This is a genomic window from Candidatus Nitrosotalea sp. TS (assembly GCF_011319465.1).
Taxonomy (GTDB): domain Archaea; phylum Thermoproteota; class Nitrososphaeria; order Nitrososphaerales; family Nitrosopumilaceae; genus Nitrosotalea.
Map to the genome: position 1 here is coordinate 1 of NZ_RCMB01000018.1, position 19507 is coordinate 19507.

Here is a 19507-nt window from a genome sequence, read left to right on the forward strand (position 1 = left end):
AAAAATAGTATCCTGATTTCCACTAGAATGGATGACTGATGTTTGCAATGCACTCTAGTGCATACCTACTGATTAAATTCCACAGAATCAAGTTAACTACGGTTGGATCATGGCATCAAGTAATAAAGCTCGAACTTTTGAATTTCTTTGGAGTAAAAAGCTTAAGAAAACACATACTCATTTGTATAAGATGCGGTTCTGACAATATTCAGCGGGGACAGAATATCATCAAGTGCACAGATTGCAGCAAGGTTATCTCCATCAAGTCATAATCTAGACATCAAATCTCTTGACATAGTCAATCCATCAGGTCCTTACCTCGAGGTTTCTGCCTTTATATAACCGCGAAAGTCGTACTAGACATGTTAAAAGAAATAATTGCAAAATTGAAATCTTGCTCTTGTAACAAGAAATCATCTGATGACATGAATACCGCAAAAAAATCCGAAGAATCAAAAAAGTAAAAAATAGATTCTAAACCCTTTTTGTTTTTCAATACAGTATAAACTCCAAACAGACCACCTTACAACGTTATGAAATGCTGATGTGTATTTTCTTTGTAAAAAGGCGTAAGTTCCATCTATTGAATCAGCAACAAAATGAGACAGTCGTCAATATGTGCCTAGTAGTGTCCAATAATCATGCCAAATTTAAAATTAGTATCAATTCAAATCAAGTCACATGCATAAAATACATAGTAACGCCAAGGCAGGACCGGCAATCAAGTGTATAGTCTGTGGGCGTAACGATACCGTTCATTGTACTAAATGTAAAACTCTTGTTTGCAGACATTGCCACAAGCCAACCACCCAGGTTTATTGTGAGATATGTCTTGAAAAGCTTCCAAAGCATAAAACACATTGTGACAAAAAAATGGAATTGTCTTATAAAAAGTACAGTAAACTGATGTAAAATAATTCTAGTTCATTTTAGAACTAGATCTAATTTTTTGCTACAAAAGACAATACTTGACGCAATGTTGGTGGACTTCCTTGTGTATTTTTTATGTAAAGTGCAGATGCACCATTTGCAAAGATGAGTCGTTCCTGCGTACTCAGGTTTGCAAGATACCCCATTATGTTTGCTGCATCCCATACATCTCCTGCACCAGTAGCAATAACAGGTTCGACTTGAAAGGACTTGGCAAATTCAACCTCGCTTCCATTTGACCAGTAGGATCCAGATGCGGTATGAAGATCTATTGTTACTGGTATCTTCTTTGCCAGTTCTAGAACTAGTTTTTTTGTGTGCTCAGCATCAGAGATGGCTGCCAAGGCCATACTGTTTGAGCAATATGTTACATTCATTCTCATTAATGCATAAAGAATTCAGACCAAAATGAAGTTCTTCTAGGGCTTCCTTGAATTCTTTGGGCCTTGTTTGTATATCAGCAGGATCTAGAAAATGAAGCGCAGCACTAGATTTTTCAAACGCAAACTTTGATAGTTCCGTTCCTTTCTTGTTGCTTGCCCAATTTGCCACAATGACAGCTTTGGAGTTTTTCAGTGCTTGTTGTTCCCTTGCTCCAAGCTTTTCAGGACCAAAATTTTCATTGTCGCCAAGATCAGAGAGCATTATATTTACAATGTTTTTGCCATCTTGAAATTCAAGAGCAGTAGTTCTGCCTGGTTTTCCATCAATTACAAAAAGTGATGCGTGTTCAAACTCTGAAAATACTTCAGTGAGAAGAGCAGATCCTGCCTTGTCTGCAACCGTAATTAGAGAGACTGGGCAACCAAGCCTTGCAAGAGCATATGCGACATTTGTGGCATTACCGCCTTTGAGATCCTTTTGCGGAATGCCACGAATACTTCCACCAAGCTTACTTTTCTCAATAATCTGGCTGTAGACCTTGTCAAGATCAGATATTGAGATTATCCTATCAAGAAAAAAATCATTTAGAACAACAACTGGATCTACTAGGTTAATGGTGTCTAGTTTTTCTAGCATGAAATGGTTCTAGCCCATTGGCGGCATTGGAGGTCCACCTCGTCCTCCTTTACCAGATGACGCAATTACATCATCTATTCTTAGAATCATGCACGCGGCTTCTGTTGCAGATTTTATTATCTGCTCCTTTACTGCCACTGGCTCTATGATATCAAGAGTGTACATATCAGCTACCCTTGTGTTTCGTGCATCAATTCCAGTCCATTTCTTACCCTGACTGTGCTTTGCACGCAGAGTAACCATGGTATTGATTGGATCCATGCCAGCATTCTCGGCTATTGTCAACGGAATTATTTCAAGAGCTTCTGCATATTTTTTGATTGCAAGTTGTTCTCTTCCCTCAAATCTGTCTGCCCAGTCTTTTAGACTTGATGCGAGAAATTCTTCTGGGGCACCACCACCAGCTACAACTGCTGGTTTTTCAATTACATCTTTTACTACCATCAATGAATCATGAAGTGATCTGTCTACTTCATCTACGACTCTTTGTGAGCCACCTCTAATTAGCACGGTAATTGCTTTTGGATTCTTACATCCTTCAACAAATGTCCACTTTTCTGTCTCCTACCTTTCTTTGTTCTACTAGTTCAGCAGAACCTAGATCCTTTGAAGTCATATCGTCAATATTGCTGCTAATTCTTCCACCAGTAGCTTTTGCAAGCTTTGTCATATCGCTTTCCTTTACTCTTCTTACTGAAAGAATTCCTTGTTTTGCAAGATAATGTTGTGCAATGTCATCTATTCCCTTTTGGCATATTAGGACATTAGCGCCAACTTCATGAATCTTGTCTACCATTGACTTTAGCATTCTATTTTCTTCCTCAAGGAACATCTGCATCTGAGTAGGATCGGTAATTCTAATCTCTGCACTCATCTCTGTCTTTTCAATTTCAAGAGCGGAATTTAGCAGAGCAATTTTTGCCTTTTCTATTTTTGTTGGCATGCCGCTATGAACTATTTCTTTATCAAGTACAATGCCTTTGATGAGTTGTGTATTTCTAATCGAGCCACCTGCTTTCTTTTCTACTTTGATATTATCTAGATCAACTTTATTGCCTCCTTCCTCTTTTTCAGCTATTTGCAGGATTGCATCAACCACAAGTTTTGAAAGCATGCCACTGTCCTCTGAGATTAGTTTTGATTCCATGCTTGTTTTTGCAACCTTCAAAAGAATTTCCTTTTCATTTGTGCTAACAGGCTTGGCAAGCTCTTGGAAGAAGAGAAAGTGCCTTCTCTGAAGCAGCCTGGAACCCTTCAATGATTACAGTAGCGTGAACATCTTTTTCTAAGAGTTCTTCAGCCTTTGCCAAAAGAGCTCCTCCAAAGACAACAGAGGATGTAGTTCCATCTCCCACTTCAGTATCTACTGTCTTTGAGATCTCTACCATCATCTTTGCTGCCGGATGCTGAACATCGATTTCCTTTAGAATAGTAGCACCGTCGTTTGTAATTGTAACATCGCCCAATCCATCTACTAACATCTTGTCCATTCCTCGTGGGCCAAGGCTTGTTCGTACTAGTTCAGCAACAAGTTTTGCCGCTGAAATGTTATTTTTCTGAGCATCTCGTCCCTTTTGCTGCAAGGCGCTCTCCTTTAGCACAAGAACAGGACCTTGTGGTGTTTGTTGAATTGAAGCCAAAATTATCTCTCTCTTTCGTGATTTAGTTTCCCCTTTTAATACCTTATCCATCCAAAATTTTGAGATAGGTTCTGTTTTTTACATCTATTACGCCATTATACAAAATTCTGATCTCTGGCAATGCAAGAAACGGTAAAAAGAGCGGGATCAGGTGAGGTTGTTTAAATCGACATCCTGTCTCAACTAGCTTTTCATCAACCTCATTGTACTTGGCTACTGCTTCCTCAAGTGGCAATTTGGAGACTAGCCCTGCAACCGGCATTTCAAATTTACATATTATTTTTCCATCTTTTGCAGCAACCATCCCGCCTTGTGTTTTTACTAGCTCGTTTGCCACAAAAGCCATGTCCTTTTCATTTGAACCAATTACGATCAAGTCATTTTCATGAAAACTCTGTGTACATCCAAAGGCCCCAGTTTTTCCTCCAAAATTCTTCAGGAATCCAACACATTTCCGTCCAGTACCATATGTTCTATCTATTGCTGCTACCTTCCAGACATCTTTCTCTTGAGAAGCAACCACATTTCCGTCCTTTACGCAAAGCTCCTCATGATCCTTTCTTGTTATAATTTCAGTATCTAGCCGGATTACAAGGGCTTGTGCCGAGTCCCCTTTGCTTTTGACCACAAAATCATTCTCTGTAAATTTACGCCTCACCTTTACCGTTTCTGTTATCCATTTTGAGATTGCTAGTTTTGCATTTTTGAATACAGGTCTGCCGTGGGCCACCATTAATTTTCCTCCTACGAAGACCTTGTCTGGTTTTAACTTGTTTAGATCATCGAAAACTAGAATGTCGGCAAGTTTGCCTGGAGCAATTCCTCCCAAGTCTTTGCCCATCTTATAATATTCAAAACAGTTTCTGGATGCAATTGTTATTGCATCTATCAATTCCATTCCCATAGATATTGATTTTCTGATACAATGATCAATCATGCCAAAATCTAAGAGATCCTTTGGGGTTACTCCATCAGTGCAAAACATCAGCCTATCAAGATAGGTTTTTTGCAATAGTACGTTTGGTATTATCTTATCAAGATCTCTTCGTATCGATCCTTCCCTCATCATAACCCACATTCCAAGTCGTAGTCTTTCCATCACTTGATCATAGTCTATTGGCTCATGACATGAAAATATTCCAGATGCAATGTAGGCATTTAGCTTCTTGTCGCTAGCACCTGCAGTGTGACCGTTTATGATTCCATCATTTTCAAGAATGTAATTCATACTTTGAATTGTTTTTGGATCCTGCGTTGTGACCTTGGTCCAGGAAAATACTTCTCCCATGCCAAGAACATTTTCTAGCTCAAAGGCCCTCTTCTGTTCTGTCAGTGACATTGTTCTTGCATGGCTAAACTTTCTGTCAACTGGAAGACCACCCGGTATCATATGAAATACCCTTATTGGTAAATTCTCTGTCATCCTGACGAATTCCCTAAAGCCCCTGTATCCGCAAACACTTACGATATCAATTGGATCTGAAAATAATGTTGTAGTACCACATAGAAGAGAATGCTTTGCAAGCTCAGAAGGCAAGATATACTGATCCATGTGTATATGGGAATCTGCAAATCCAGGTGTGACAAATTTTTCTTCCAAATCAATGGTTACAGTTTTTTCACCGATAGTGTGCGATGCGTCCTTTCCAACATATGCAATTCTATCTTGTAAAACGGCAATCTGTGTTTGCGGCGTTGTTTCTCTCGAATAGACATTAACAAGTTTGCAGTTTTTCAATACAATGTCTGCTTTTTTTTCACCCATTGCAACTTTGTTTAGTGGACCAATCATTGATGCAAGGGAGCTGGCCTTCACAAAATGACTTTGGACAAATACATTATTAAAGCGATGTTTAAATTACGGTCAGCCATCGTCTTCTTTTATGAACATGCCCAAGGAGATCAGACGATACTGTCGCAAGTGTAAGAAGCATACGCTACAGAAGGTCTCCTTGTACAAGGCAGGAAAAAGAAGAGGCTCTGCAATAGGTGAAAGAAGACACGCCGAAGACAAGAAAGGATACGGTGGTCAGAAATTCCCCAAGTTAGCCAAGCCTGCAAAGACTACAAAGAAGATGACACCCATTTTCACGTGTCCTGAATGTAAAAAGAAATGGAACGTGCCAGGAATAAGACTAAGAAAGTTGGAGCTTGGTTGCATAATGAAAAAGGCTCAAATCCTCATCCCAAAACCAGGAAGTAAATTCCAGCGAGTTCAGTGCAAAGAATGCGGAGAGGAAAGTGTTGTTTACTCTCATGTTTCTACCACAGTTGCATGCAAGGCCTGTGGCAATACATTGGCTGAACCAACAGGTTCCATTGCAGACATTAACGGTAAAGTGCTAGGCAGCGCCGAGTAGATCGCAGTCGCTTTTTGTGTTAAGGTTTATCGCAACACGCTTGTCATCAATTACAACATATGATTCTTGTACAGGTTCCATGCCCACAATTATTTTTGGATTTACAATCGATATGCCTGTAAATGCACATTCCTCCCCGTTGTAATTTACTAGATATTCTGGTTTTACTCCAATCAGGTCCAAGAACTTTTTGCTTACAAGGACACTTGTCCATGATTTCCTGTTTTCAAAATCACTTACAATTTTTTGTACGATTTCAGAATCTAATAATGCAAGGTCGCCTGACACTACAAAGACATCATCATCAAAACTTTCTAGTATATGATTTAGATCTTCCACATATCCTTCTCCCTTGGTTTCAACTGTGGACATGCCAAGATCCTTTACAAACTGGGATGTTTTTGGAGCATTACAACTCGTAGCACACACTATTTTGGAAAAACATCCAGACTCGTCTAATGCGGAAATAACATGTTGGATAATTGGTTTTTTGTATTTGAGAAGAAGTTTTTCTTGGACTGACTCCATCCTTGTACCCTTGCCTCCGCACATTACAAGGCCGATCATCTTGATGCAAAAATTATCAGCGATGCAAGTCTTACAAGTTCATTGCTTGCCCCAAATACGTCGCCTGAAATTCCCCCAAAGCTCCTGTTTGCCACAGCAAGAAGCAAAAATGACATCCCAATAGTAACACCTGTTACTATTATTCCAGTAATGCCACCTAGAATGATGGCAGGTGCTATTGCCAGTATAGATGCCACGGCTAATTTGGCGGGACTTTTCATAAATTGTGTAAATGGAGAGCTAAGCCCTTGCCATGCAGAAGATCCTCGGTTTGCTTGTAAAACCATGGCAAACTTTGCCATAAGCTCGCTAACCAATATTGCCTCAAATAGAACAAAACCCTTCATCATTGAAATTGACATTATCATTCCAGCAGCATAAAGAACTACAGTAACCACACCTGCCGAGCCTACTGCGGGGTCCCGCATTGCCTTGAGTTTCTTTTCCTTTGTTCCCTTTGCCATCATACCATCAGCAAAATCACAAAGAGCATCGGTATGATGTATTCCCGTAATGATCACAAGCGCTCCTGTTAGAACAAGGCCGACAATTAACGGCTGAACATACAAAGAGAGCCCATAGCCTGCACCACCAATCATCAGTCCAATTAATGCACCAGCGATTGGGAAAAGATACATGTTTTTTGCAACAATATCAAGCTCTGCACCTTTTGACGGAATAATTGTTAGAAATGAAATTACCGAGGCTATTCCTTTAAACAAGACTCCACCATCCCAAGTAAGACAAAATTACAGCCATTGGAATTGTAAACAACAGGGCAAACAAAATAGTTGTAACTTTCATTATAGATATAGCAGTCTTGAAATGTTTCTCTGTAAACTCTGTGCTGCCGTCACCCAAGACATAGTGATCTAGTTTTTCAAATTTTACTCCCAGAGCTCCTGCCATTGTTGCCATTGGATATCCAGCATTTGGGCTCTCAGTCTTTGGACCGTCTCGCTTCATGACTTCAAGTGAGTGTTTCCAGTTGCTGCCTACAATTATGCTTGCAAGTATCATGATCAAACTTGTCAGCCTTGAAGGTACAAAGTTTAGCACCTTATCACAATTTGCCCCAAACCATCCCAAGTTTCTAAAAAGATCAGTCTTGTACCCAATCATTGAATCTACAGTGTTTACTGTTCGATAAACAAAAGCCCCCACAAGTCCAAAAAATGCAAAGTAAAACAAAGGACCTGTGATTCCATCCACTGTATTCTCACTTATGCTCTCAAGTGTAGCAGAGATGATGTGTTGCTTGTCTAGATTTTTTGTGTTTCGCTTCACTATCATGGATAGTTTTGCCCTTGCTTGATCTAGATCATTTCTTGACAGAGAGTCCATGATTTGTGATGCGTGCCTTTGCATTCCCTTGACTGCAATTGTAGTCTTTAGCAGCAATCCAATTGCAAACACAGAACCTGCCAGGACTAGAATCTTTGGCAATTCATTCAAATCAAGACTGGCAAGATATGCAAAGACTTGACCAATGTAAAATGTCAAAACAGCAACAAGTGTCACTATAGAAACAACGAGAACCAGTCCCCCTAATTTTTCCGATGCAGAATTATTTGATCTTACCAATGGCGCAAACTTGCCAATCAGTGTTCCAATCCAAACTGTTGGATGATATCTGTTTTTTGGATCTCCAAGTACAAGATCAAGTGAAATAGCAAGTATAACTGATAGAACAAGTACTAGCATCATTTCAAAAGACCACGTATCGCTTTCATATTTAGACTTGATCTCACGACGCGACTTAAATTCTCTATCTCTTTGTCAAGGGATCGTATGTATCGCGTGGTAAACGATACTTGTTTGGGATTTGCATGCAATGAATCCTCATCTGGGATATTAAATTTTAAGAGCGGGATTGTCCCAAATACTGGCCTGCCGTCTTCTTCTTTAACATCACAAAGCCCGGACGTAAAATATCAATATCTCCTCGAAACTTGTTTATTACATATCCCTTGACAAATCTCTTGTATTCTCCCTCAAGCAGATCTAGTGTTCCCACTATACTAGCAAAGGTTCCTCCCTTGTCTATATCAGATATCAGAATTACTGGCGATGAACAATGCTTGGCCATTTTCATGTTAGCTATATCATATTTTTGCATGTTTATCTCTGCAGGAGAACCTGCTCCTTCCAGAATGACAAGATCATATTGTTCCCTTAGATTATCAAGCGATTTCTTTGCCACGTCAAGCCCTCTTGTAAGAGAGAACTTTTTGTAATATTCATCGGCGCGCATTTTTTTATAGAACTTTCCCTTGACAAAGACTTCACTTTTGTAATCTCCAAGGGGTTTTAGTAGAATTGGATTCATGTGTGGAGATATATCTGTCCTGGCTGCAATGGCCTGAATTGCCTGGGCCCGTGAGATCTCAAAATCATCACTTCGATAAGAATATGATGACATGTTTTGTGATTTGAAAGGGGCTACCCTATAACCTTCATCTGCAAAAATTCTGCACAGTGCAGTGACAAGAGTTGTCTTGCCTGCACCAGAAGACGTTCCTTGAATCATTAATGTTTTTGTCATGGCTTTCCAAACTCTTTGACTAGTCTTTGATTTTCATCATGGGTTCGTACAGCAACCCTGATGAATTTGCTGTCCAGTCCTCTAAACGAGCTACAATCCCTTATCAAGATATTTTTTTTCAGCAGTTTTTTCTGCAGTTGCTTTGAGCTTATTTTTGACTTTATCAAAATAAAATTTGCGTCAGAGCCATAGCATGAAAATCCATCAATCTTTGATATTGAACTATCCAAAAAATTGCGTTCTTTTTCAATTAATTTTCTTGTCTTTTTTAGATGTGATCTGTCAGATAGTGCCCTTATTGCAATATTTTGGGCAATGCCACTGACATTCCACGGAATCTTGATCTTGTTTAGAATTTCAATCATCTTCTTGCTTCCAAGTCCATATCCTACTCGTAGGCCTGCAAGCCCAAAGGATTTTGTCATGGACCTCAAGATGAAGAGGTTATCAAACTCATGCAGCTTGGACGCTATGCTCTCTTTTGGATTTGAAGCAAGTTCTATGAAACACTCATCTACAAAGACCAGAACAGACTTGTCATGTGAGAGATCCAAGATCTTGAGCATGTTTTTTTGGCTGGTGAGAATTCCGGTTGGATTGTTTGGATTGCAAACAAATATGCAGTGATTTTTTGGAATTATTTTTAGAAAATTGTCAATGTCTTGATTTAGGTTCATGGTCTTAAAATAGGAAACTCTGGCGCCATTCAGTCTTGCCGCAGATTCGTATTCTCCAAATGTTGGTATTGGAATTGAGACATTACGCTTGTTCAAAAATGCCTTGCTAAAATTGTAAATTATTTCAGTTGCCCCATTGCCTATTATTATCTGATTTTTTGGAATTCCAGTATAGTTTTCCAGATGAGTCCTTAGCCTAGTTGAATCTGAATCAGGATATACAGAAAACAAGTTAGAATTTTTTTTCAGGTCATTTTTGATTGTAGATGGGAACCCCAACGGATTGACATTTGAGCTAAAATCCAATATTTTTGGATCAAATTCAAGTCCTGCAGAATATACTCCTCCATGGGCTACTGTTTTGTGATTGGCAACATGAGGTTCTACTCTGAGTCTCACACCCTCATGATATCTCATGGGTATTTAGTTGTGTTTTGGATCCCCTGCTAAAGGAATATTAATTGTATGAGCAGAATTTTTTCATATGAAGAAACGAGTAGCTGTCATAGGCGTTACCGGAGCAGTGGGGCAAGAATTTGTGTTGGCCCTAAATAACCATCCATGGTTTGAGGTAAAGCAAATAGCTGCATCGGAAAGATCTGCAAAGAAAAAGTTTGTCGAGGCCATAAGAGACCCAAACAGTGGCATACTCAAATGGCATCTCAGGGAGCCCATTCCCGAATATGTCAAGGATATGATAATTGAATCAGTTGATGATATTAAATCAGAAAACCTAGATCTAGTTTTCAGTTCCGTTGAAAGCGAGGCTGCAAGAGATATCGAGTCAAAATTTGCACAAGACATACCTGTCATTAGCACCTCTGCAGCGTATAGATATGAAGCAGATGTACCAATTTTGATTCCAGGAATAAATGACGATCATGTTGCACTCTTAGATCAGCAGAAGAAAAACAGAGGATGGAAGGGATTTGTAGCACCTCTGCCAAATTGTACCACTACTGGTCTTGCAATTACAATGAAGCCGCTCTTGGACAAGTTTGGTGCACAAAAGATAATCATGACCTCAATGCAGGCAATGTCTGGAGCCGGAAGGTCTCCCGGAGTTTCTGCGTTAGATATCACAGATAACATAATTCCATACATTCCAAAAGAAGAGGACAAGGTTAGACTTGAAACAGGAAAAATTCTTGGCAAACTAATAGACGGTAAGATAGATCCTGCCAAAATGAAAGTTAGCTGTACATGTACAAGAGTTCCTGTAATTGATGGACATACAGAAACTGTTTTCGTCGAAATGGCGTCTCACACTGATCCAGAGAACGTAAAGAAGGCCATGCAAGAGTTTTCAAGTAAGATAAGTGTCACAGGCCTTCCATCTGCTCCAAAAGACTACCTCTTGGTTCACGAAGATCCAACAAGGCCGCAACCAAGATTAGATCGTGAGATTAATGACGGCATGACAACGGTGGTTGGCAGAATCAGAGAGGACACTGTTTTTGATAACGGTATAAAGTACGTCTTATTCTCACATAACGAGAAGATGGGCTCTGCCAAGGGAGCTGTCTTGCTAGCTGAAATGCTATACAAGAAAGGCTACATCTAGTCTACTGCAAATTATAGAAAAATTATAATAACAAGTTTATTAAGATCCATTTATTCACAATAAATGGTGTTTTGAATGGCAAAAGTTGATGATTTAGATATGATAATTTTATCGGAGCTATCACAGGACGCAAACATTTCAGTTCCTCGAATATCAAAGAAGATAAACGTAAACTCTTCTGTTGTTTACAGCAGAATCAAGAGGCTTATCAAAAGAAAGCTGATTGAGCGTTTTACCATTGTGGTAAATGACAGGGAACTGGGATATACCGTTAAAGCCCTAACAGGAATAAACATGGACTCTAAGATGAGAGACCATGTGATTGAGGAGCTGCTAAAGATAGCTGAGGTAAGGGAGATTTCAGAAGTAACAGGCAGATTTGATATCATCGTTACAATGTATGCCAAGAATCTCGATGAGATGCACAGGCTCATATCAGAGAGAGTTGGGCGAATACAAGGAGTTCAGCGTTCTGAGAGCTTCATTGAGATGAAAAGGACTACAAAGCCAATGCCCTACAAGGCTGCCTAAATAATCCAATATTTTCAACCTATAAATAACAAAAAGTCTCCAAAAAGGACAGAGTGTGCTAACAACAAAAGCCAGTTCCAGAATTAAGACGTACTATGAAGTAACCAAGCCTAAGATATGGTACCTTTTGGTCTTTACCGCAATGGGTGCAACATATACTGCTTCTAATCTATATCATATTCCAGTGTCTGCCCTGACTTGGGCACTTGTAACCTTTGGTGTCATAGCAGGCTCTGCCGCAGCCAATACACTGACAAACTACAATGACAGGGACATTGATGCCATCATGGAAAGGACAAAGGAGAGACCAATCCCAAGCAGAAGGATCTATCCAGCAAAGAAGGCATTTTACTTTGGGCTAATTCTTGCAGGCATATCACTAGTCTGTGCATTTGCAATTAACATATGGGCTGGTGTCTTCATGGCATTTGGCCTTGCAGACAACATTCTAGTTTATAGTAAATTTCTAAAACGAAGAAGTAGAACAAATATTGTCTTGGGCGGATTCTCAGGAGGAGCACCCGCAATGATTGGCTATGTGGCAGTGACAACAACTGGCATGTGGGATCTTGGATTGGTCATGGCAGGACTGGTCTTTGTCTGGATCCCAATGCACATCTGGAGTCTTACACTGCATGTCAAGGACGATTACAACAAAGTAAAAGTTCCAATGCTTACTGCAGTAGAATCTGAAAAGACATCGGTTCGAGTTATAGCTGGCACTACCTTGATGATGGTCGTGTTCAGCGTGTTGCCATTTTTCATGACAGATGCGTCTGGAAAACATTTGTTCCATGCAACATATCTTTACAGTGCAATAGCATCAGGCGCAATAATGATAGCATTGAGCATATGGCTTCTTGTTAAACCTTCAGAGAGGGCATCTTGGACACTATTCAAGTTCTCCAGCCCATATCTTGCAATCTTGTTTATTGCACTTATGGTAGATTCGGTCCTAAGATAGTTTACTTGAGATAATTTTTTAGAGAAACTTTTTCGGATTTTGGAATCTTTGCAATCTCGAATCCTTCTGGACGTTTTGAGAAAGGTTTGGTTGCATCAATTCCCATCTTTGTTGTAAGTAAGTTTTTTTGATCACTTGATGGGTCAAGGCTTGAGCCGCGCACCTTTGGTATTATCACAAGATTCTTGTCTGCCTGGAATCTTGTTGCTATGGCATATTCAACCTCCACGGGATTTGACGGATCAATATCATCATCCACTACAGTTACATGTTTGAGAGACCTGTGCGCACCAAAGGTTGCATGGATTGCCTTCTTTGGATCAGATTCTTTCTTCTTTGAAATTTGCACGATGGCATGAAGCCAGTTGCATCCCCCGTCACTTAGTACTACATTTTTTATCTGCGGCATCTCCTGTTTGAGATTTTTGTTTAACTTTGCTTCAATTGGCATTCCCATGAGTAATCTGTGTTCTGCGTACCCTGACAAAATATCATGAAATATTGGATTGTTTCTAAAATACAACCGGTCAAGCTCAAAGACTGGCTGTTCTCTCTTAAAGTCATACGTACGGAGCATTTCCACCATCCATTCCTTGTGGGTCTTGTCCTTGAGTATGCGTCCTTCCAAGACTATCTCAGATTCTGATGGTACCAGCATTCCAGAGTAAGGACATGCCGCAAGTGTCAGTTTTTTGGATAACAGTTCGTTTGCTATCTCAAGTTCATCCTTGCCCCATTCTGCCTGATAGGCACCTGCTATTGATACTGCGGGATGTACTCCAACAGTGATGGCTACACGCAGGTCTTCTCCATGCTCCTTGGCATACATATAGGATCGGTGCAGATGTCTTCCTTCAACCATTCTTACTGAAAAGTGGCGCTTGTCAAGCCTGAGAAGCCTATGAAAAGACGAGTTTTGGGTTCTAGTCTCCTGATTTTTTGTATAAATTATGGATGATGTGATAAAAGCACCTGGCTCTTTTTCAAAGTGCGTTATTATTGGCAGATCGTAGAGGTCTTGGGAATGATTTTCCATGAATCTGCCTTTTTTTATCATCTTGGGCTTTGATGCATGATTTATCGCATGGATTACTTTTTCGTGAATCTTGTCCTCTGTAGATCCTACTGCAAGCGCAAATCGTTTCTTTGTGCCAACAAGATTTGATACAACACGAAATTTGCTTTCTTTGATGTTTTCAAACAAGACTGCTTTTGAGCCATCAAGTTTTGCAGTAACAGCTGCAATCTCATATTTTGTAGAGACCTCTTTTTTACAATTGCCAGCTCTTTTGCCTTTGAAACCTGGCTTAGATATCCTCGCAAGTCCGCAGTCATTGTTTTATAATCTCCATTACTTCATCCATTAGAACCTTCATACTTTCAAGTTCTAGCTCTTTTTGTATGTTTAATGAAAAAATACAGATTCCGTTTATAGTTAGTGCAACTCGCTCAGAGACCATCTTTAGAAAAATTGTATCGGATTTTGATGGTATTACTGTAGCAGTGCTTGTACGTCCAACCGAACCAATTGAAACAACCAGTGTTCCAATCTTTTCTTTTCCCTCCGTTATAGAAATAAAATTTCCATTATCGAAGGGAACCATTTGTACTAAGAAATCTCGTTGATTCACTTTTGCGGTTTTTTTTCTATAACCGACCTGTGATATCATCAGCTAACTGCGCCTATATTGCTACAGGTTCTATTGCTACTTTCTTTATAGCACTGGTCTTAGTTGTCTTTGTCTTTCTTGTAGACTTTACAACTGGTGCTATCTCTTCTGTTTCCACAGTAGCATTAGCCTTAGTCGTCTTTGCCTTTCTTGTAGACTTGGCCACAACTGGTGCTATCTCTTCTACTTCCATAGCCCTTCCAGCAACAGCTTCTAATTGATCAGCCTCGACTCTTGCTCGTAGTTTTGCTTTATACTTGAGGTTTCGTGGTTTGGTTCTGAGTCTGTATCCGCAGCAAGGACACCAGAGACCTTCCCATTTTATGAAGATCTCACAGATTTGACATCTTTTTTGTCCTGATGCGTAACGGCCCGTACCTACTGGCTTCTGTGCCTTGTATCTTGTGCATATTCCTTTACATGTCATTCTATAGTCACTTTTTACCTTGTGTAATTTCATATAGTAATAGTATAATTTAAGCATGGATCAGAAATTTTTATAATTTATAGCATTTTTTTTTAGAAAAATTACATGTATCTTCTGGGATCAGGGCAACAGTTTTCAGAAAAAACGAAGAAATGTTCTATAAATATGTATGTTATTTTAAAGATAAGAATTTTGCGAATTTTCAACAATTTTCAAAAGTAGATATTTAAAGGTTGTTGATCGCTTTTTGATTTTTTATCCTATTCTTGAAAGTGGCAGTACAAGATGACGATATCCTTCTCTTTGAGTAATGTATCTTGCAGATAACTTGTCACGTGTTCCCCGCTTGTTGTAGTTCTTAACTCTAAGTGATGTTCTGCGCTCATCAACAAACTCTAATTCAAAATGGGAACAAAAGCGAAGATTTAGCAAATTGGCTATCTGTTTTGCAATTTGCATATTTCCGTTTCCTACCTTGACTACTTTACGTTCTGCATTCAGTCCGACAAGAACTTTTACAATATGGGAAATTAGGTCGTCGACTGATGTGTAAATAGAGCTCTCTATCTCCTTTTCGTAATAAAACACAGAAAGGCCTATTCTGTTACCAGGATCAATTCCTATGATTAATGAGCTATGATGAATTCCTGATTCTAGTTTTTGTTCTATCCTACCCCGCACTATTGTAGGATCATAGTCGAATTCATCATCAAATAGAACAAAGTTGCTTGGTATTTTAGACGATTCCCTAACTGTTGTAAGGACTAGCCTCCTATCTGAATTTGTAATTTCTTCTGGCAGAACAGAGTCGTAATCTAATTTCAGGTTCTTTAACGTATTTACGAATTTAAAATAAGATCTACCGTATGCAGTTGCAACCACAATGTTACTTTGGGTTTGATACGCTATGACTAATCTGGCTTCTTTGAAAATTTAAAGTTTTTTTGTATTCTATTGTTGATCAATGGAGATCATTTAGTTGTCAACAAAAGTATTGCTCTTGCCAGATCACCCTTGGCTTCAGTTAATGCTTTGGTTGCTTCTTCTGGCGAAACATTTGCCTGTTGTGCTACAAGCATTATATCATCTTGGCTAAAGACCGGCACTTCAAGTTCCCTTTCCTCATAACTTTCTGCAATTACTTGAAAGATAGAGTTGTCTTTTGCCTTCATTTCGGTGACTGCCGGCTTTGCGATTATAATCTCCTTTGTATCAGTCTTGATTATGACTTCTTGAACATTACTGAGCTCCTTCATTTCTAGGCCCATCCTGTCCAACATCCTACGCATTTCCCGGTTTCCGCCACGCATCATTTTCTACTCATATTCCTCAATCTAGACTTTTTAAACTATCTCTGATCTTCACTGGCAACCCCCCTCTTCAAAGAACTCATCATTTGAGATGAAAGGATGGCCCTGCCTACAGCAATGACTTTGTTCTCATGCAAAACCGGAACATCGGAGCCGATCAGGATGTTCTTGCCACACCATGTAATATGACTGCAAAAGACAGAGTTGCCATTTTCAATAAATGGTTTTGAGTCATCGTCTACTTCTACACAGTTTTCTCGAAATTTCTTGCTTTTCATTAGAATTTGTGCAAAATTCGGAGTGATTGCAAGCCCGCCATCTATTCGTAATGTACACAGCAACATATCATTTTGATATACGTGCTGGATTCTTCCAGTTTTTTTTGAATAGGTGAATCTGACATCTTTTGGCAGGTATTTTGATACGCCAATACCAAAAAGGGCATCAAGAGTATGCTTGATCTTCAAGACGGAATCCATTACTGACTTTCATTTGTAATGCCCCTAATTATTTTATAATGAATGCCATACTATATAGTAGAACCGAAGAACTATATAGAATAAACCATAATGCAATATTATATGGGAAATACCGAAGAGATGAGAAAAATACAGTTCACCGGCAAGTCTTCCTATATCGTTTCACTTCCAAAACAATGGGTTGCTGACATGGGATTAAGACAGGGAGACCAAGTGGCCGTAGTTCGACAGGGAATTTCCACGTTACAGATTGTTCCACTAAAACATCACAACAAACCTGTAGTTACAGAAGATGCAACTATTGAGATAAAACCAGAGGATGAAGGCGCTGTGATTATCAGGAAGCTTATTTCGTTATACTTGCTTGGATTTAACATCATAAACGTTAAACCAAAACTTGGAAGACTAAAACCATCCCAAAGAAATGCTGTCAAAGAGGCAGTAAAGGGAATCTTGATGGGAACAGAAATCATTGCAGATTCGACAGAGGGGCTTACCATCCAGGTTCTGATAAATCTCTTTGAGCTTTCAGTGGATGGCGCGTTAAAGAGAATGCTGATAATTGCAAAATCCATGCAAAATGATGCGTTGCTTGCTTTAGGAGAAGCCAACTATGACTTGTCAGAAGAAGTTATCGATAGTGACGATGAAGTTGACAGATTCAGTTTCTACATAATACGACAGTTAAAGATTGCAATTCAAAATGAACACATGTTAAAGGAGATGGGAATAGAGAGCCCGCACCATTGTCTTGGTTATAGATTAATTGTTAAAAACATAGAACGTGTTGGAGACCATGCCACAGAGTTGGCCAAGGATCTTCTAGAATTTAAAAAACCTATCAAAAAGTCAGTTCTTGAGCCAATCCAAGAATTGAATACCTTTGCACTAGCAGTGCTTGACGAATCTTGTCTATCCCTTTTCAAGAAGGATTTCAACCAGGCAGAGCGCACAGTGGAAAAGAGTGCGGAAATTTCCAAGTATGAAAAGAAGATCCTGGACAGCATCAAGTCACTCAGAGATGATGAAGAGATATACCGCGTTAGACGAATGAACGAAAACATACGTAGGATAGCGGAATACGCCAGCGATATTGCTGAAATCGTAATGAATATGACCATAGAAAAGAGTCTGCGAAGACAATGAGACACGAAAAAAAGGACTGGACCTATTGAGAGACTCTGCCATCCTGATAACATACGATAAAGAGGACGTTGTCAAGGAGGCAATTGCTCTCTGTGATGCTGCAGGCTATGAAATAAAAAAAATAATACGACAAAAATTCCTCAACAAATCTAAATTTGGACTAGGGGAAGGAAAGGTTGAGGAACTCAAGGAGTTTATTGGTTCTCTGAGGCCCGATGTCATAATATATGATGAAATACTAAGGCCCAGCCAGAATTACAATCTTGCATCTACTCTGAAAACCAAGATTCTAGACAGGGAAATGCTGATATTGGAAATTTTCCAGCGCAGAGCCAAAAGTTCTGAATCAATGCTGCAAGTAAAGTTGGCCCATCTAAGATACGAGATGTCAAGAGCCAAGGAACGAGTAAGACTTGCAAAGATGGGAGAGCAGCCAGGCTTTATGGGCATTGGAAAATTCGAAGTAGACGTGTACCACAATGATATCAAAAATAGAATGAATAACACCAAGTCAAAGCTGGTCAAGTCATCAAAACAACGCGAACTTCACAGGCAGGCAAGAAAAAGAATTGGGTTCAAGACCATTTCACTTGCAGGATACACATCAGCTGGAAAAACTACATTGTTTAACACGTTAACTGGAGAGCGAAAAGAAGAGAGTCCTAATCTTTTCACTACCCTTTCAACAACCACAAGAAAAATAGTGTTGCGCAGTACTGAGATACTGATATCTGATACGGTCGGCTTCATAAGCAAGCTTCCGGCATACATGATTGACGCATTCAAGTCTACACTTGAGGAATTAGTTTACACAGATATTGTAATAGTTGTAGTGGATTCAAGCGATCCCTTTCCGGAATTAAGGAAAAAGTTCCGAAGTTGCGTGTCTACCCTTGATGAGATAGGGGTAAATCAAGATAAGATAATTTTTGCTCTAAACAAGTCAGACTTGGTTCCAGAAGAAGAGATCATTGACAAGGCAGATCAGCTGGGCTTGAAGGAAAATAAAAAATGCCTGCCGGTATCAGCGGTAACGGGCAAAAACATTCCAGCCCTTAAGAGTCTCATTTACAGCATACTAGAAAACCAGCCTTTACTGAATGAGAAAAATGAAATAGCAAAACAAGAAATAAAAATCAACCATGAAGATTGAAGTTTTACGAATAGGCCAGAGATTGGTAAGGGACGATAGGGTAACCACTCATGTTGCACTTGTGTCAAGGGCATTTGGTGCATCAAAGATATTGATGTATGACGCCAATCCGGAGATAAAAGACACTGTTTCCAAAGTAAACAAAATGTGGGGAGGCGATTTTCAAGTGGAAATAATCGAGGATTGGAAGAAAGCTCTCAAATCAAAAAAATCTGACCTGTACAAAATTGTTCATCTAACAATGTATGGAGAAAATATCAATAGCAATAGAGGCTGAACTAAAAAAAGAAGACAAGATCTTGGTTGTGGTGGGGGCAGAAAAGGTACCAAGAGAAGTTTACGATATTGCAGATTACAACATAGCAATAGGAAACCAGCCACATTCAGAAATATCGGCGTTGGCCATCTTGCTTGATAGAATACTAGATGGGAAACAATTGCAAAAGAAACTTGGCAACGCGCAGCGTGAAATAATTCCTACAAAAAAGGGAAAAAGAGTAATGAATAAAACCATTGATTAAATA

At 39.4% G+C, this 19507-nt stretch carries 18 protein-coding genes and 4 pseudogenes; 7 read left to right on the forward strand and 15 right to left on the reverse strand.

What is annotated here, in order from left to right; all coding sequences use genetic code 11:
• Positions 1 to 941: 941 nt before the first annotated feature.
• The 4 genes and pseudogenes from DYY67_RS08160 to DYY67_RS08175 form a co-directional block, all read right to left on the reverse strand.
• Positions 942 to 1274 (reverse strand): PfkB family carbohydrate kinase, encoded by a 333-nt coding sequence (locus DYY67_RS08160; RefSeq protein WP_166392371.1) that lies wholly within the window; start codon positions 1272 to 1274, stop codon positions 942 to 944.
• Positions 1258 to 1950 (reverse strand): PfkB family carbohydrate kinase, encoded by a 693-nt coding sequence (locus DYY67_RS08165; protein ID WP_166392373.1) that lies wholly within the window; start codon positions 1948 to 1950, stop codon positions 1258 to 1260. Before DYY67_RS08165 ends, DYY67_RS08160 begins: the two co-directional genes overlap by 17 nt.
• Before the next feature lie 9 nt (positions 1951 to 1959).
• Positions 1960 to 3590: pseudogene (thsB, locus tag DYY67_RS08170) on the reverse strand (thermosome subunit beta).
• Between the two features lie 43 nt (positions 3591 to 3633).
• The gene (locus tag DYY67_RS08175; protein WP_166392549.1) at positions 3634 to 5355 is read right to left on the reverse strand and encodes an adenine deaminase; all 1722 of its coding nucleotides are present in this window, start codon (positions 5353 to 5355) and stop codon (positions 3634 to 3636) included.
• 118 nt (positions 5356 to 5473) lie between these two features.
• Between DYY67_RS08175 and DYY67_RS11935 the strand changes: the two genes are divergently transcribed.
• Complete coding sequence (locus DYY67_RS11935; protein ID WP_445082580.1) at positions 5474 to 5950, forward strand: 30S ribosomal protein S27e; 477 nt, start codon at positions 5474 to 5476, stop codon at positions 5948 to 5950.
• Here the strand turns inward: DYY67_RS11935 and DYY67_RS08190 are convergent.
• The 5 genes from DYY67_RS08190 to cobD form a co-directional block, all read right to left on the reverse strand.
• Positions 5933 to 6517, reverse strand: coding sequence for an NTP transferase domain-containing protein (locus DYY67_RS08190; protein WP_166392375.1), 585 nt, complete (start codon positions 6515 to 6517; stop codon positions 5933 to 5935). The genes DYY67_RS11935 and DYY67_RS08190 overlap by 18 nt on opposite strands.
• Entirely contained in the window at positions 6514 to 7239 is a 726-nt protein-coding gene (gene cobS, locus DYY67_RS08195) for an adenosylcobinamide-GDP ribazoletransferase (RefSeq protein ID WP_166392377.1), read from the reverse strand. Before cobS ends, DYY67_RS08190 begins: the two co-directional genes overlap by 4 nt.
• Positions 7232 to 8224 carry a cobalamin biosynthesis protein gene (locus DYY67_RS08200; RefSeq protein ID WP_166392379.1) on the reverse strand — a complete coding sequence of 331 codons (993 nt, stop codon included), beginning with the start codon at positions 8222 to 8224 and terminating at the stop codon, positions 7232 to 7234. Before DYY67_RS08200 ends, cobS begins: the two co-directional genes overlap by 8 nt.
• Positions 8225 to 8378: 154 nt before the next feature.
• A complete protein-coding gene (locus DYY67_RS08205; RefSeq protein WP_255493043.1) occupies positions 8379 to 9062 on the reverse strand; it encodes a cobyric acid synthase in 684 nt (227 codons plus the stop codon).
• Complete coding sequence (gene cobD, locus DYY67_RS08210; protein ID WP_166392551.1) at positions 9059 to 10138, reverse strand: threonine-phosphate decarboxylase CobD; 1080 nt, start codon at positions 10136 to 10138, stop codon at positions 9059 to 9061. The genes DYY67_RS08205 and cobD overlap by 4 nt, the downstream gene beginning before the upstream one ends.
• 85 nt (positions 10139 to 10223) lie before the next feature.
• Here cobD and asd point away from each other — a divergent pair, with 85 nt between their 5' ends.
• From asd to DYY67_RS08225, 3 genes are all read left to right on the forward strand, one after another.
• Entirely contained in the window at positions 10224 to 11303 is a 1080-nt protein-coding gene (asd, locus tag DYY67_RS08215; RefSeq protein ID WP_166392381.1) for an aspartate-semialdehyde dehydrogenase, read from the forward strand.
• Positions 11304 to 11378: 75 nt separating this feature from the next.
• Complete coding sequence (locus DYY67_RS08220; RefSeq protein ID WP_166392383.1) at positions 11379 to 11834, forward strand: Lrp/AsnC family transcriptional regulator; 456 nt, start codon at positions 11379 to 11381, stop codon at positions 11832 to 11834.
• A gap of 55 nt (positions 11835 to 11889) precedes the next feature.
• A complete protein-coding gene (locus tag DYY67_RS08225) occupies positions 11890 to 12798 on the forward strand; it encodes a heme o synthase (protein ID WP_166392385.1) in 909 nt (302 codons plus the stop codon).
• A gap of 1 nt (position 12799) precedes the next feature.
• Here DYY67_RS08225 and DYY67_RS08230 read toward each other — a convergent pair.
• From DYY67_RS08230 to DYY67_RS08255, 6 genes and pseudogenes are all read right to left on the reverse strand, one after another.
• Positions 12800 to 14133, reverse strand: a pseudogene (locus DYY67_RS08230) (UbiD family decarboxylase).
• Positions 14130 to 14402, reverse strand: a complete 273-nt coding sequence (locus DYY67_RS08235; protein ID WP_166392387.1) for a hypothetical protein — start codon at positions 14400 to 14402, stop codon at positions 14130 to 14132. The pseudogene DYY67_RS08230 and the gene DYY67_RS08235 overlap by 4 nt, the downstream one beginning before the upstream one ends.
• 79 nt (positions 14403 to 14481) lie before the next feature.
• Positions 14482 to 14952: a hypothetical protein gene (locus DYY67_RS08240; protein ID WP_255493044.1), complete on the reverse strand. Its 471-nt coding sequence runs from the start codon at positions 14950 to 14952 to the stop codon at positions 14482 to 14484.
• A 198-nt stretch (positions 14953 to 15150) separates the two neighbouring features.
• Positions 15151 to 15777 carry a pre-16S rRNA-processing nuclease YqgF gene (locus tag DYY67_RS08245; protein WP_166392389.1) on the reverse strand — a complete coding sequence of 209 codons (627 nt, stop codon included), beginning with the start codon at positions 15775 to 15777 and terminating at the stop codon, positions 15151 to 15153.
• Positions 15778 to 15866: 89 nt separating this feature from the next.
• Complete coding sequence (locus DYY67_RS08250; RefSeq protein WP_166392391.1) at positions 15867 to 16208, reverse strand: nascent polypeptide-associated complex protein; 342 nt, start codon at positions 16206 to 16208, stop codon at positions 15867 to 15869.
• Between the two features lie 16 nt (positions 16209 to 16224).
• A pseudogene (locus tag DYY67_RS08255) lies at positions 16225 to 16684 on the reverse strand (PUA domain-containing protein).
• A 102-nt stretch (positions 16685 to 16786) separates the two neighbouring features.
• Between DYY67_RS08255 and DYY67_RS08260 the strand changes: the two are divergent.
• From DYY67_RS08260 to DYY67_RS08270, 3 genes and pseudogenes are all read left to right on the forward strand, one after another.
• Positions 16787 to 17830, forward strand: coding sequence for a phosphate uptake regulator PhoU (locus tag DYY67_RS08260; protein ID WP_166392395.1), 1044 nt, complete (start codon positions 16787 to 16789; stop codon positions 17828 to 17830).
• Between the two features lie 25 nt (positions 17831 to 17855).
• Positions 17856 to 18983: a GTPase HflX gene (gene hflX / locus DYY67_RS08265; RefSeq protein ID WP_166392397.1), complete on the forward strand. Its 1128-nt coding sequence runs from the start codon at positions 17856 to 17858 to the stop codon at positions 18981 to 18983.
• Positions 18973 to 19504 (forward strand): annotated as a pseudogene (locus tag DYY67_RS08270) (tRNA (cytidine(56)-2'-O)-methyltransferase). Before hflX ends, DYY67_RS08270 begins: the two are co-directional and overlap by 11 nt.
• The last annotated feature ends 3 nt before the right edge of the window (positions 19505 to 19507 follow it).